Origin of the sequence: Streptomyces sp. NPDC060366, assembly GCF_042725135.1 — a bacterium.
GTDB lineage: Bacteria > Actinomycetota > Actinomycetes > Streptomycetales > Streptomycetaceae > Streptomyces.
The window spans coordinates 77,946-91,993 of sequence record NZ_JBHXDC010000013.1 but is presented as its reverse complement, the minus strand read 5'-3'; the positions used below and the strand labels follow the sequence as shown (position 1 = coordinate 91,993).

The 14,048-nt window shown below is 68.5% G+C and carries 9 protein-coding genes and 1 pseudogene; 5 read left to right on the top strand and 5 right to left on the bottom strand.

Features of this window, described 5'->3' with window-relative positions; all coding sequences use genetic code 11:
* Window positions 1-143: 143 nt before the first annotated feature.
* The 4 genes from ACFWHU_RS27710 to ACFWHU_RS27695 form a co-directional block, all read right to left on the bottom strand.
* Window positions 144-2,822: a hypothetical protein gene (locus ACFWHU_RS27710; RefSeq protein WP_387228057.1), complete on the bottom strand. Its 2,679-nt coding sequence runs from the start codon at window positions 2,820-2,822 to the stop codon at window positions 144-146.
* A gap of 489 nt (window positions 2,823-3,311) precedes the next feature.
* Window positions 3,312-3,734, bottom strand: a complete 423-nt coding sequence (locus tag ACFWHU_RS27705) for a hypothetical protein (protein ID WP_387228055.1) — start codon at window positions 3,732-3,734, stop codon at window positions 3,312-3,314.
* A 128-nt stretch (window positions 3,735-3,862) separates the two neighbouring features.
* A complete protein-coding gene (locus tag ACFWHU_RS27700) occupies window positions 3,863-4,033 on the bottom strand; it encodes a hypothetical protein (protein WP_385799293.1) in 171 nt (56 codons plus the stop codon).
* Window positions 4,034-4,417: 384 nt separating this feature from the next.
* On the bottom strand, window positions 4,418-4,876 hold the full coding sequence (locus ACFWHU_RS27695; protein ID WP_387228053.1) for an ATP-binding protein: 459 nt from the start codon (window positions 4,874-4,876) through the stop codon (window positions 4,418-4,420).
* Between the two features lie 321 nt (window positions 4,877-5,197).
* On the opposite strand from ACFWHU_RS27695, the gene ACFWHU_RS27690 reads away from it, so the two are divergent.
* The 5 genes from ACFWHU_RS27690 to ACFWHU_RS27670 all read left to right on the top strand — a co-directional run bounded on the left by ACFWHU_RS27690 (window position 5,198) and on the right by ACFWHU_RS27670 (window position 11,362).
* Window positions 5,198-6,064, top strand: a complete 867-nt coding sequence (locus ACFWHU_RS27690) for a helix-turn-helix transcriptional regulator (RefSeq protein WP_387228051.1) — start codon at window positions 5,198-5,200, stop codon at window positions 6,062-6,064.
* Entirely contained in the window at window positions 6,061-6,312 is a 252-nt protein-coding gene (locus ACFWHU_RS27685; protein ID WP_385799298.1) for a DUF397 domain-containing protein, read from the top strand. Before ACFWHU_RS27690 ends, ACFWHU_RS27685 begins: the two co-directional genes overlap by 4 nt.
* An 82-nt stretch (window positions 6,313-6,394) precedes the next feature.
* Window positions 6,395-7,213 carry an SAM-dependent methyltransferase gene (locus ACFWHU_RS27680; RefSeq protein ID WP_385799299.1) on the top strand — a complete coding sequence of 273 codons (819 nt, stop codon included), beginning with the start codon at window positions 6,395-6,397 and terminating at the stop codon, window positions 7,211-7,213.
* Window positions 7,214-7,294: 81 nt separating this feature from the next.
* Window positions 7,295-7,735, top strand: a complete 441-nt coding sequence (locus tag ACFWHU_RS27675) for a hypothetical protein (protein WP_387228048.1) — start codon at window positions 7,295-7,297, stop codon at window positions 7,733-7,735.
* A gap of 918 nt (window positions 7,736-8,653) precedes the next feature.
* Window positions 8,654-11,362, top strand: coding sequence for an FG-GAP-like repeat-containing protein (locus ACFWHU_RS27670; protein WP_387228046.1), 2,709 nt, complete (start codon window positions 8,654-8,656; stop codon window positions 11,360-11,362).
* Between the two features lie 697 nt (window positions 11,363-12,059).
* On the opposite strand, the pseudogene ACFWHU_RS27665 reads toward ACFWHU_RS27670, so the two are convergent.
* Window positions 12,060-13,975 (bottom strand): annotated as a pseudogene (locus ACFWHU_RS27665) (RHS repeat-associated core domain-containing protein); the annotation flags it as partial.
* Window positions 13,976-14,048: the final 73 nt, after the last annotated feature.

Sequence of the window (14,048 nt, the reverse complement as noted above, 5' to 3'; positions counted from 1 at the left end):
CGCCCTGCCGGGGGCGAGGTGGGCCCGCCCCGCTGCCGGCAGGCAGTTGCAGCCGTGACCGCCGACTGGGAGGCCTCAGACGCTCGGCTTCCTCCCCTGTGAACAGGGGAGGAAGCCGAGCGCCGAAACCGGTTCGCTCGCCTTCACACGGTGAATCCGTCGAGGGTGCTGTACTGACCGGACAGCTTGGTCACCACGATGGTGTGTCTGCCTGAGGAGAGCAGACCGGACGTGTACACCGCGACGTTCGCATGTCGTACGCCGTCGCTCGGCAGTGTGGTGACGACCTGCTGCGGTCCGCCGTCGATGCTGATGCCGATGTTTCCCTGGTCGGTGTTCTGCTCGCCGTACACCGTGACTCTGGTGCCGGTGAAGGTGAGCGACGCGGTCGACCCGTTCGACGTCGCGTAGTGGACGTCGTTCCGATGGTCGCCGTACGAACGGCCGTCCGCGTACGCGTATCCGCTGTAGGTGATCGCGCCGTCGTCGTCGTTGAGCCGGATGGACCCGGGGACCTGCGGGGTGACGGAGATCTGCCCGGCCGAGGTGCCGGCCGGAATCGGGACGATCATGAATCCGCTGGACAGACGGGTCACATCGGCGACCGGGGTGGTGCCGATGTACACCGGCGTTGCCGGGCCGAAGCCCTCGCCGGCGACGAGGACCTCCGTCGCGTTGGCCGTGGGCGATACGTAGTAGATCTTCGCGGGGACGGACGGGACCGGTGTGAAGGAACCGGAGCCCGCGCCCGCGCCGCGCAGCAGGGCGTTGGGGAGGTCGGCCGGCCTGGGGTTCGCCGGGATGGTCGTGTTGCCACTGGCGTGGGTGTCGACGGGCTGGGCGCAGGGGTACGACTGAATGCCGGCGGAGAAGTAGTTGCCGGTGATCCAGAAGTGGCCGGTCGGACTACAGCCGCCGTGTGACTTGTCACCGGCGCGGAAGGCGATGTTCCCCTGCCAGTTGATCCATTCCGAACCGGCGTCGTTGTAGTAGGTGAAGTTCGTCGTGGGGCCGTTGTAGGCGACGTTGCCGGTGACTTGAAGGCCCTTGGCCAGCGTCTGCACCGGGTCGATCGTGCCGTCCGTCTTGTACACGTACTGCGCCTGGTGTCCCTCGACGTACACAGCGCCGCCGTCGCTGCGGACGGACAAGTAGTCGTGGAGGATGTTGTTGCTGATCGTGTTGGAGCTGTTGATGTTCGTGGTGTTCTGCGGAGTGGTCGCCTGGTTGACGTGGCCCTGGATGACTCCGGCCGTGATCCCGGTGTAGGGCAGGTCGTACAGGTTGTTCCGGGTGATGGTCGTGTTCCGCGAGAACAGCAGGGTGATACCGCTGGCCGAGGGGTAGTCGGTGCCGATGTGGTGGATGACGTTGTCCGCCACGGTGGTACCGGTCAGGATCTCGTTGGTGCCGATGGTGGCGGTCTCACTCGCCCCGTTCGGGGTGCAGTTCTGCTTGATCCCCGCGGCGTCGGACGGGTTGGTCGGGAGCGGGTCGTAGGTGCAGCCGAGCAGGAGCGCGGTGGAGGCGATGTCGGTGAACTCGTTGCCCTGGATGAGGGTGTTGGTCGCTCCGTACATCACGCCCAGTCCGGCTCCGCCGAGTCCGGTGAACCGGTTGCCGGTGAGCGTGATGTTCTTGGAAGCGGTGATCGAGACGTTCGCCAGGGGCTGGGTCAGCGATCCCCAGGGGCAACTTCCCGCGGGGTTGGAGAAGTTGCACATGCCCTGGTTGTTCGCGGCGGTCATCCGCAGATTGCTCTGTACGTCGGAGAACCCGGCACCGGTCGAGGGCGCGTTCCAGGTCGCGTGCGAGAACTGGAGACCGCTGAAGGTGATGTCGTGGATGGGGGTGGCGAGAGTACCGGCGCCCCGGACCAGCGTTTCGAGGCGCGGCAGTTCCACGGTGAGGGAGGACATCTGCTGGCCTGCGGAGGGTCGGTAGTACAACGTGCCGCCGGGGCCGTCCAGGAACCACTGCCCGGCACCGATCAGGGCCTGCGCGTTCTCGATGCGCGCGGGCATGGTGTTGGGCGACATGGACGGCAGGCCACCGCTGGCCTGCGAGTAGGACGCGCGGGCCGTCACGTTGGTCCAGCACGGCTGGCTCATCCTCAGCGCGCCGGACGCGGCGGTGAAGCTTGCCACGCGGCATCTGGAGTCGGTCCACGGCCCGTTGCCACCGGGGTAGCCGAACTCCACTCCCGCGACCTGGCTCGCGGTCAGCGAACCGAACCACGCCATGGCCGCCGGGTCGCCGGAGATCGTGTAGCCCGTCGACGTGCCGGTCCACGAGCCCCGGAATCCCAGGCTCGCCGGCGTCGCCTGCGCTATCGGGGCCTTACGGCCGTCGACGTACAGCTGACGGCTGTTGCTGGAGCTGGGTACCGGAGCGGACCACACCCCGCTCGATCCGCGCTGCGTCCAACCGGTGACCTGTGAGGCCCCCGAGATCACCGGATGCGCCCCTGGCGCGGACCTCCACACCACCGGGTGGCCGGGCGTGCCGGAGTCCGCCGGGCCGAGGGACCAGGTCTTCGACAAGCGATACGCGCCGTCGGCCAGCAGTACGGTGATGTCTGCGGAACCGTCCGCGGCGAGATGGGTTCGAACCGCCTCCTGGGCACCGGACAGGGAACACGGCGCCGAGGAGGAACAGGTCGAACCGGCCCCGGACGGCGACGCGTGGAGCGTCACGGAGGCGGCGGTGGGGGCGGCGGTGGCGGGCTGGGCTACGGGTGCCGTCAGAATCAGACCGAGAGCTGCTGCGATCGGGCCGACGCGGCGCAGCAGCCTCCGCGTGATCGAACCTTGTGGTGACACGGGCGGGTCCTTCCCATGTACGTAGGCGAGATGGTTCTGAGCGACCGGAGGGTTGACGTGCAGGGCCGGGCCGGGCAGCGCGCATGTTCGTCGAGGGCGTCGGCGCCCCAAGGAGCCGCACACATCCTATGTTTGGTGAATGGTCGGGCTGCCCCCTCTTCCTGTCAAGGGCCTGCGCAAGCATGGCGCACCAACGCTTCTGTTGCGGCAAGGGTGTTGAGCGTGCCGTCGCCACCGCACGCATACAGCCCCACCCGAAGTGCCCACAGGCATCGATTCATCGGGTGTCTGACTTGTCGGCTCAGGCTATGCCGTGCCCGCGCCGACAGCCTCCACCGCGGCGGGCTCGTTGTCCCGTTGACGTTCGGTGGGCGTGGTGGCGGTACACGTTCGCGAGTGGCGGCGGACACCCGCGTCCCCGAAAGTGCCGTTGGCGATTCGACCGGTACGCGGGTCGGTCGGGACCGCGGGCGTCGCGGATGGCGCGTCTCATTGCTCGTGGACGAGGACCGGCACGCCGGGAGCGAACGCTTCGACGGCGGCCTGAAGGCGCTGGGGGTCGAGGCGCCAAAGGTTGATGGGTCGGCTGGCGAGGAAGAGCTCATGCTCGACCTGAGGAGCGAGTTCGGCCGTCTGATCCGGCCGAAGTCCAGCATTCATGCCCGGCAGAAGCGGTGCTCCCGCCCGTCGCTGGACACCGACGTAGTCCATCGACGGGCCGGCCATGCGCTGCTGCCACACCACGAACGACGTTATGTCACCCCACGGCACAAACGCCGTCTGCACCTCGTATCGGGCCGGAGCGCCGCCGAGCAGCACACCCTCGCCGTCGACGCGGAATGCGACCAGACGCTTCCATCCGGCCCCCGACAGCAACTGAAAGAGGGATCGGGTGAAGTACGCCTCGTACACGACGTGATTCGAATCAGGCATGGCCAGAGGCTATCGGGACGACAGCGCCCGTACGGAAATGGAGGCAGCGGGGAGTGCCCGCCAATCCGTCCGCCGGAGCCGTCGGGACAGAGCGGGATCACCGGGTCTCATGGCCCCTTTGACGACAAGGGCGCCCAGGTGTACCGGACGCGCACGCCCAGGTCGTGGAGCCAGGCGACCTCACGCAGCCGGAGTTCGTGCGCGGGCTCCGGGGCGATGGTGCTGGGCCAGCGGACGAGTACCGCGGTGACGTCGCCCGTCTGTGCCAGCTGTCTCACCCGCTGCCACCCTCTGCGCCGGGCCGGGTCGGGTTCACCGTACGTATCGGTGACAACCTCGGCGATCGCCAGTCCGCGCTCCCGGGCGTATGCGTGGCCTTCTGACTGCGCGCGTTGCGTGGCTCCTCCTGGCGCGCCCCGGGCTCGGTCGGCGCACACGTACAGCACGACGGGTGGAGCGGCTTCCTCGTGGGGAGTCATGGGCGCCTTCTGCAAATGGATCGGGGAGGAGGGGTCCCACCGCGCGAAGGGAACTCAGCGGTGCCGTGCGATCGCTGCTGTTGGACGGAGCAACTCGCCCGTAGGCGGCCAGCCAGTCCTGGCCACGCCCATCCGGGCCGTCGCTGCCGGGACCGACGCCGTGTGCCGGCGTCGCCCACAGCGTCAGAGGTGGGCCGTCAACTCCACCCAGACGACCTTGCCTCCGGCCCACCTCGAGCGCGCGGATCCCCAGCTGTACGCGAGCTGCTGAACGAGCAACAGCCCTCGTCCGCTCTCCTCTCCGGGGCCGGCACGCGTCTCGGGCGGGCGCACCGGGGTGTCGCCCTCGTCGTGGAGTTCGATGCGCAGGCGCCGCTCGTCGCCGGTCAGGGTGAGGCCGCACAGGACATGACCGCTGCTGGTGTGCAGTACGGCGTTCGTCGTCAGCTCGGAGACCAGCAGTACCGCGTCGCAGCATGTGTCGCCGGGCAGCTTCCACGCACGGAGCCGGTCGCGCACAGTGTCCCGGGCGGCTCTCGCGCTGGTGGGCAGGGCGGGCAGGCCGAACCAGTACTCCCGGCGCGACACGGTCCCGGCTAAGGAGGAGGTCGAGGCCCGGGCTGGGGGCGTGGACAGAGTCACGGTTGTCGCCTTCCAGCGCCTTCCGGTGGCGGGGCGCGGTGGGGGGTGGGGGGATGCGGGACGCAACTCGAGCGGTGCAGAGGTGTACGCCGAGACAGTCACGCGGCAGCGGGCCGACGACGGCATGACAGCACATGCCCTCTCCGGACCGGATCTGCGCGTCACTGCTGTGACTTGACCGCTCACACGTCCACTATGCGCGTGCTGACGCTCAGGCTGCAACCGACTCCCTGATAATTTCAGCGGTGCTTGTATCACCCTGGCGTCGACATCAAGTCGCTGTCAGAATGGCCCTATTGACGGTCCCTCAGGAGGTTGGGCGTGAGCGAAGCCCGTTCCGGCACCAGCGCACCGACAGTCCTGCGCATGATCCTCGGCCGTCGGCTGCAGGAGAAGCGGCTCGCTGTCGGTGCCTCGCTGGAGGACGCGGCGAAGGCTCTGCGCGTGACCACCCTGACGATCCGCCGGCTGGAGAAGGCCGAGGTCGCTCTGAAGCCTCTCTACGCGGAGAAGCTGCTGGAGACCTTCGGCGCGGACCGCCAGGAGATCGACGAGTTCGTCGACCTGGCCGAGCAGGCCAACAAGCCCGGCTGGTGGCACTCCTATCGCGATGCCGTCCCCAGCTGGTTCACCGCCTATGTCAGCCTGGAGGCCGGCGCCAAGACCCTACGCACGTACGAACCCCAGTACGTCACCGGTCTTCTTCAGACCCCCGACTACGCGCACGCCGTGCTGCGCGGCGGGTTGCCGAACGGCAGCGAGGAGGAGCTCGCACGCCGCGTCGAGCTACGTCTGCGCCGCCAGAGCCTGCTGGATCAGGAGGACGCCCCCACGTTGTGGGTGGTCATGGAGGAAGCCGTCCTGCACCGGGTGGTGGGCGGCCCCCGCGTGATGCGAGAGCAGCTTGAGCGGCTCCTGGACGTCTCGGAGTTGGCGCACGTCAGCCTCGACATCGTGCCCTTCACCGCGGGTGCGCATGTCGGAGCGTGTGCCCCGTTCACATATTTCCGGTTCGAGGAACCCGAATTACCGGACATCGTCTACAGCGAACTCCTCTGCGCCTCGGTCTACTTGGACCAGCGCGCGGACGTCGTCTCCCATCTCGAGGCACATTCCCGCATGGCGCTGCTGACGTCGTCCGCGGACAGCAAGGCGCTCCTGAACCGCATGCGCAAGGAGTACTCATGACGATGACCGACGAGGGCGTCTACAACGGCATGCCGGCACACAGCCTCGGGGAACAGGGCTGGGAATGTCCCTGGAGCGGGCCGAACGGTGGTCAGTGTGTCGAGACGAAACAACTCGCCGACGGCCGCGTGGCCGTACGGCAGTCCGCCGACCCGGCCGGCCCGGCGCTGATCTACACGCCGGAGGAGATCACCGCGTTCGTCCGCGGAGTCAAAGAGGGCTTGGCCGATCACTTGACCGCCGGGTGATCCGACGGTGAGCGGAAGGGACGACGGCACCGTCCCCGTCCCTGGCCTGCGGGCCGACAGACACAGGCATGAAGGGGAGAACATGACCAACAGGCAGGCCGGCCAGGATCTCGACACGAGCAAGGCGCACTCGGCCCGGATGTACGACTACTTCCTCGGCGGCAAGGACCACTTCGAGATAGACAAGGAGGCGGCCCTGGTCGCCGCGCAGGCCCACCCCGGCATCTACGTGACCGCGCGCGAGAACCGGGCGTTCATGCAGCGGGCCACCCGGGTCCTGGCGCAGGAGTACGGCATCCGCCAGTGGCTCGACATCGGCACGGGCATCCCGACCGAGCCCAACCTGCACCAGATCGCCCAGTCCGTCGCGCGCGACGCCCGCGTCGTGTACGCGGACAACGACCCGCTCGTCCTGAAGTACGCCGAACGCCTCATGCGCAGCACGACACAGGGACGCACGGCCTACGTCCAGGCCAGCGTCACCGACCCCGATGCGCTGATGGCGGCCGTGGAGGACGCGGGGGTGCTGGACTTCGACCAGCCCATCGCCCTGTCCCTCAACGCGCTCATGCACTTCATCACCGACCCCTACGACCCGTACGCCATCGTCCGCCGGCTCCTCGACCCGCTCCCGGCGGGCAGCGCCCTCGCGATGAACCACTGCACGCCGGACTTCGACCCCGTCACCTGGAACAAGGTCGCGGAGGTCTACACGAAGTCCGGGTCGCCGGTGCAGTTCCGTTCGCACAGCGAAGTCCGCCGCTTCTTCGACGGACTCGACCTGGTCGACCCCGGTATCTGCTGCTGCCACCGCTGGCGCCCCGCCGAGCCCGCCACGCACGGTGCCGAGATCACGGACGCACAGATCAGCCTGCTGGCAGGCGTAGGCATCAAACGCTAGCCGGAGCCCGGCGACTGGGCCTGCCACGGGCTGCCGGGGCCTGGTGCGCGGGGTGGCGGCCGGGCAGGCTAGTTTGCTCGGATGAGTCTCCTTGATGATGTGGCCGAGCGCGACGGCTGGCGGTGCTGGGTGTGTGACGAAGCGGTCGACCCCAACGAGTCGGTGAACGACCTGAGGGGCCCCAGCGTCGACAGCCGGACTGCCGACCGGAAGGCCAAGGTCTCCGAGCGGCTCGCGCACCGCGGATGCAACTCTCGCAAGGGCGCGGTCAAGGTGGTCATCGCCTGGCCGGACCGCCTCTACGTGGTCGAACCCGCGCCGCTGATCACGGTTGCCGGGAGGCTGGAACGCAAGGGGGGCCGCGAGATGGTGGGCCGTTGTCCGACCAGGCGGGACGCCCAAGAGGCGGCGGATTGGCTGGTGGACCGGTTCTCCCGACTCGTACCGGGGCTGCCCGTGACCGCCGACATCGAGCCGGGCGGCGGCCAGTTCCTCGTCACCCTGGCCACCGGCCGCCGCTGACCAGGAATCACCCGCGCACACTCACGTCGAGCTGAACAGCTACGGGGCGATGTCGCCGGTCGCCGCAGCCATGACGGGGGCCGAGCGGGAAACACAGCGCGTTGCTCCGCGGCCTGGAGCACGTCGCGCTCCCGCCGTCACTCCTTCACGCCGTGGCCCACGCCCTGTATGACAAGGGCGTACGTCCCCATGGGCCGACGGAAAGTCCGCGAAGGTTCGATGTCGCCTACGGCGTCAACAGCCGGGGCATGTCGGCGACAACGTCCACGGTGCGGACCGCCTCACCGGTCGTCTGCGCGAAGATCCAGAAAGAGCCGATGCCTTGCGCACTGCCCAGGTGAAGCTCGCAGCCTCGGGCCGTACCTGGCGATGACCGAGGGTCGGACGGTCAAGTCGAGCGGCGCCTTCTTCGGCAAGGGATGGGGCACAACCTCCAGAGTGGACCTGGCCGATGTCGTCGCCGCCGGGGAGCAGACAGCCAAGAGCCCGCGGAGCATCGCGCGGAACCGTCGATGCCCGGAGCGCTGGCGCGGCCCGTATCGGTGGCCAGGACATCGCGGGAGAGCCGGCGGGAACACGCGGCGTCGGACACGGCGTGGACCGTATCGACACGACGCAGATTCCCGAGCCCGGTCTGGTCGGTGTTCGTCAGGGATTCTCACCTCAAGAACTCGGCCAGCGTTTCACGAGCCGCCGGTGACAGCCGCTCCCGGTCCAATTCGCTCAAAGTGAGAAGGAGGGTCTCTGTCCGGCCGGGTGGACGATACGGGTGACTCCGGATCCGTGGGCATGTGACGTTTCGAGGGTGGGGTGCGCTGGGTACGACGGGCCGCCCATGAGACGGGTGCGCCGCACGTGAACTACTGAGGGGTGGGGCATTTGAGCCCGCGTACGTCGCACGCGTACCGAAGTCTGAGCATGAAGCGCCGGGTGTGGCTGACCCTCGGCGTCGTCGTTCTGGGGGGCGCCGGAGTGGTCACCGTCGCCATGGCCGATCCGCCGGAGAACCCGGGCAAGGCCGGCGCCGAGAAGCGGTCGGCGAAGGTTCACACGGTCCAACTGTCCAAGGGTGGGGCCAGGGAAAGGGAGCTGCCGAGCACCAGCACGGAGCCGTTCTCTCTCGTGGGCATCGGCTGGGACGGCGCCACGGCCGAGATCGACGGCACGGCTCAGGTGCGTACCCGGGAGGCGAGGTCCGGCAAGTGGTCCGGCTGGCAGTCGCTGGAGCTGGACTCGCACGGACCGGACGAGCCGGAGGGCAGGGCGCGTGGCGCCTCCGAGCCGCTGTGGGTCGGGCCGTCCACCGCGGTGCAGGTACGGGTGGAGTCGGACAAGGGGCTGCCCAAGAACCTGAAGCTGCACATGGTCGACCCTGGAGTGAGCGCGACCGAGGCCAAGAACCCGGCCGACCCGGTCCTGGACAACGCCGCGTTCGCGGTGGAGGAGACCGCGACCCCGGCGCCGAGCGACACCACGTTGCCGGGCGACCCGGTTACGCCGACGGGCGGTGCCACCCCGGCCGAGAGCGTCACGGCGACCGGCGACCCGGCCTCGACGGAGTCGGCCACGCCGACGGATGTCCCGACGGAGAGCCCCACTCCGACGGACACCGCGACGCCCGGTCCGAGCCCGACGCCCACCAAGCCGACAGCGCCGCCGTCGACCGTGAAGCGCCCGCCGATCATCGACCGCGCGCAGTGGGGCGCGGACGAGACGATGGTCGCCGACCCGGCGGAGTACATCGACAAGGTTCAGGCGGTCTACATCCACCACACCGTCGGCTCGAACAACTACAGCTGCGCCGAATCGGCCGCTCTGGTCCGCGGCATCATGACGTACCACGTCAAGACGGAGGGCTGGAACGACCTCGGCTACAACTTCCTGGTCGACAAGTGCGGCCGGATCTTCGAGGGCCGCGGCGGCGGCGCCGACCTGCCGGTCAAGGGCGCGCACACGTACGGCTTCAACAGCTACTCCACCGGCATCGCGCTGCTCGGTGACTTCGAGGGCGACGCCGCCACCGGCAAGGCCGCCGGGCGGCCGACCACCGCCGCGCAGCAGTCCGCCGCCCGTGTCGCCGCCTGGAAGCTGGGCCAGTACGGCGGCAACCCGAAGGGCTCCGTGACTCTCGTCGCCCAGGGCGACACGGGCAAGTACACCGAGGGCCAGCAGGCCACGATGAGCGTGATCTCCGGCCACCGCGACGCGTTCGCCACCGCGTGCCCGGGCAAGAACCTCTACGCGAAGCTCCCCGCGATCCGCGATTTCGCCGCCGGCCCCGGCCGTAACTCCGCCATCCCTAGTGCCGACTTCAACAGGGACGGCATCAACGATCTGGTGGCCGGGCTGCCCCGGGTCGCGAGCAGCGACGGAAGCGTCACGGTCCTGCCGGGTACCACCGACGGACCGAGCTCCGCGGCGCGGAAGACCATCAACCAGAGCAGCCCCGGCGTCCCCGGGACCTCCGAGGCCGGCGACCTCTTCGGCTCCGCCAACGCCTGGGGCGATGTCAACGGCGACGGATACGCCGACCTGATCGTCGGCTCGCCCGGTGAGAACGGCACCACCGGGCAGACCGACACCGGCGTGGTGGCGGTGCTCCACGGCCCCGGCCTGAACAGCGGCACGGGGTACTGGACCAACGCGACCACCCGGGCCGCCGGCGAGAAGCTCGGCGCCACCGTCACCTCCGGTGACTTCAACGCCGACGGCAACGCGGACATTCTCTCCGTTGCTCCGGGCAAGCCGGGCCGCTGGTGGGCCTGGGACGGCAAGTCCGGTGCGGCCAAGTCCGGTTACCTGAACTCGACGGCGTACACCGCCGCCACGAGCTACACCTCAGCCGTCAGCGGCGACTTCAACAAGGACGGATACGCGGACGCCGCCGTCGGCTTCCGCGATCCGGGCGGTGTCGGCCGACTGCTGTGGCTCAAGGGCTCCGCGACCGGGCTCCAGCGCGTCGGTGTCCTGGAGGCGCGAGGCGGCCGTTCGCTCGCGGCGGGCGACCTCAACGGCGACGGCTACACCGACCTCGCGGTCGGCCAGCCGAGCACCACGGAGTCCGGGCACACCCTCAAGGGCGGCGCGGTCACGGCCGTCCTCGGATCGGCGACGGGACTGACCTCGACCGGACGCAAGACGTTCGGCCAGGACACCACCGGCGTCCCGGACACCGGCGAGACCGGCGACGACATGGGCGCCTCCGTCTCCGTGGGTGACGTCAACCTCGACGGGTACGACGACGTCCTCGCCGGCCTGCCGGGTGAGGACATCACCCGAAGCGGTGTCGCCCAGACCAACGCAGGACAGGTCATCCTGCTGCGCGGTTCGTCCACAGGCCCGACCGCCACCGGCTCGGCCGCGTACCACCAGGACACCGCGGGTGTGCCGGGTACCACCGAGTCCAACGACCGCCTCGGCTCGTCCGTCTCGCTCACCGACCTGTCGGGCTACAGCCGGGCCGATCTGGCCATCGGCGCCGACGGCGAGGACGCCAACAACGGCACAATCCTGCAGTTGGACAACAGCAGTACCAGCGGCATCGTGACCAGCTCCGGCATCTTCTACGGCACCACGGCCCTGGGCGCACCCGCGGGCATTCGCATCGGCCAGGTACTGACGCCTTAACACCGGACTCACCTCGAACAGCCGCAGGGCCGGATCCGGTCACCGAGAAAGGATGTTGGCCTTCGCACCCCGGTCTCCGCGACAACACACGGAGACCGGGGCTGCATCGTCGCGCTGACGAAGGGCGTGTCGGCCACGAACTCGCCCGTGAGAACTGCCGTCGTGCGCGCCCCCGGTGGGTCTTCCGTCCCGTGATCCGAAGGACGACGCTATTGCCTTCGCCAGCCAGGCGGATCAGGTCCATCGGCCCCTGAGTCATCCTTGCCCCTCACGCCGGTGCGGATGCCGCGTAACCACTGTCGCAGGTGAGCCACGTCATGGGTCTGTGTGTAGGACCCTCAGCGACGGCTCCCAGCTTCGCCTGCTGCCGGCACGGTGTGGACCGACTTCGTCAGTCGGTCGGCCCGGTGGACCGACGGCCGGTCATCCGGCCCACGGGTCGATCCCCTGCTCCAGGAGGCGTTCTTCCTCGCTCCCGCTGAGGAACAGCGCGGGATGCCTGCCCACCCCGTCGGCACCTGCCGGCCCGTGCCCGGGGAACTGAACATGCCGAGGTTACGACCGGCCGGGGTGTTGGAGATGAACGTGTCGACGGTGATACCGGCGCTGCCGTGCGGGTTGGTCCCCTGCGCGTAGACGGCGAATCCGGTCGGTACCGTCCGGCCGCCCCGGTAGCGAGGTGTCACTCCGCCGGCCGGTGCCCGTCGAGTTCTACGGAGCCGACGGGGTTACCGCCGCCGAAGGCGTAGCGGTTGCTGGTGTACGGGTCGTTGCCGAGGTTCATGTCCTCAAGGGCACCGTTGTACATGTCCCGGCTGGTGAACCGGTTGAGCCCATAGTCCCGGAATCCCATGTCGTAGGTGCCGGACTGCGCGTCCCAGCGCTTGGCGTTGAAGCGGTAGGGGTTGTACGCCTCCTTGGTCGTGTCGGCGACTTCCGGCTTGTCGATGCCGGTGAACTCGTCCTTGTCGTCGGAGCCGTATGCGGTGTAGCCGTAGGTCGACTTGGTGTCGCCGTCCTTGTCGGTCAGGGTCTCGACGTCTGTGTGCGAGTTGTAGCCGTAGAAGCCGTCCTCGCTGGTCCCGTCGGAGTTGTGCTTGACCTGGGAGAGACGCTCGCCCCACGGGCTGTACTGGTAGGACTTGGTGAGTTCCCCGGCGACTTCGTCGTCTTCAACGCACCTGTATCGTCCGCCTTCTGGGACTCCACGATGTGGTCGAATCCGTCGTAGACACAGCGCTCAATGACCTTCCCACCCGCGGTGACCGACTCCTGGCGGCCGAACGGGTCGTAGGTGTAGTTGGCGGTCGAGCCGGCCGAGTTGGCGGTCAGCAGCCGGTTGCGGTCGTAGCCGAAGGTCGTGGAAACGCCCTTGACCGACTGGCTGATGACATTGGCGTTGTCATCGTGGACATAGGTGTCGGTGCCCGCGCCCGTACCCGTCTTGACCGACTTGGCGAGCCGGTCGGCCGGGTCGTAGGTGTAGTCCGTGGTGGATTCGAGGTACGCCGCGTGGTTGTCGGCGTTCATCTTCTTCGCCACGTCCTGTGCCTTGTTGCCGTTGGCGTCGTAGGCGTAGGTGTGTGAGGAGACGAGAGTGCCGGAGCCCTTCTTCTCCGTCGTCGACTTCAGGGCGCCGTTCAGGTAGTAGGTGGAGTCGACCATGTTCTTGTTGGCCTTGGTCTCCTGGAGCTTCTGGCCTCGGTCGGTGTACGTGTACGAGCTCACCTTCGGGGAGACATCGGCCGCGGTCTTGCCAACCGACACCGTCTTGACCTGCTCCCTCAGGTCGTAGGTGTACTTGGAGAACTGGTCGGGGTGGGTGACCGTCTCCGACCGGCCGTTGACGTCGTACGTGTACGACGTGGTCTTCTTCTCCGCGCCGGCCAGCGCCTCGGTCACCTTCGCGACCTGGTTCAGGCCCGTGTAGGCCAACGTGTAGGCGTCGATCTTCGCGCCGGACGAGGTGTCGTCGATCGAGGTGAGGTTGCCGTTGACGTCGTAGGCGTAGGCGAAGGCGTTCTTCTCGCTGTCGGTCTCACCGCTGGTGCCGCGCACCAGCTTGACCGCGTCCGCGACGACCGCTCCCCCGCTGTTCTGGTCGAGCCTGAGCTTGCTGTCCTCGCCCTGCTTGAGGGTGTGGTCGCCCAGGCTGACCCAGGTGCCGGTGTTCGCCGTCTGGTCCTTCGTCGCCGAAGGCTCGGTCGTCGTGCCGTGCGTGAGGGTGTACTTGGCGGTGGTCGCGGCGCCGGTCACCTTCGGGTACTTCACGTACGCCGTGTACGTGCCGTCCTTGGGGATGTTCAGCGTCCAGGTGAAAGCGTCCGTGCCGGTGCCCGCCGCGTGCGTACGGTGGTTGTAGCCCTGCTGGCCGGTGAGGTCTCCCGTCGCCCATGTGCCGGTGGTGGAGGTGTGCTGGGTGTCGGAGTTGTCGACCAGAACGACCGACTTGCCGACCGGCACACCGTCGTCGGACTTGGACTTGAGTTTGCCGTCGGGGTAGTACGACCACGCCATGGTGCGGTCCCAGGAGCCGCCCGCCGAGGTCAGCGTGCGAGCCTACTGCCGGCCGAGCTCGGTGTAGTCGTAGGTCGTGCTGATGTCCCACGGATCGGGTACGCAGTTGCAGTTCCAGGTCACCCGCGCCGTGGTGGCCGAGAGCCGTAGCATCCCGGGGACAAACCAG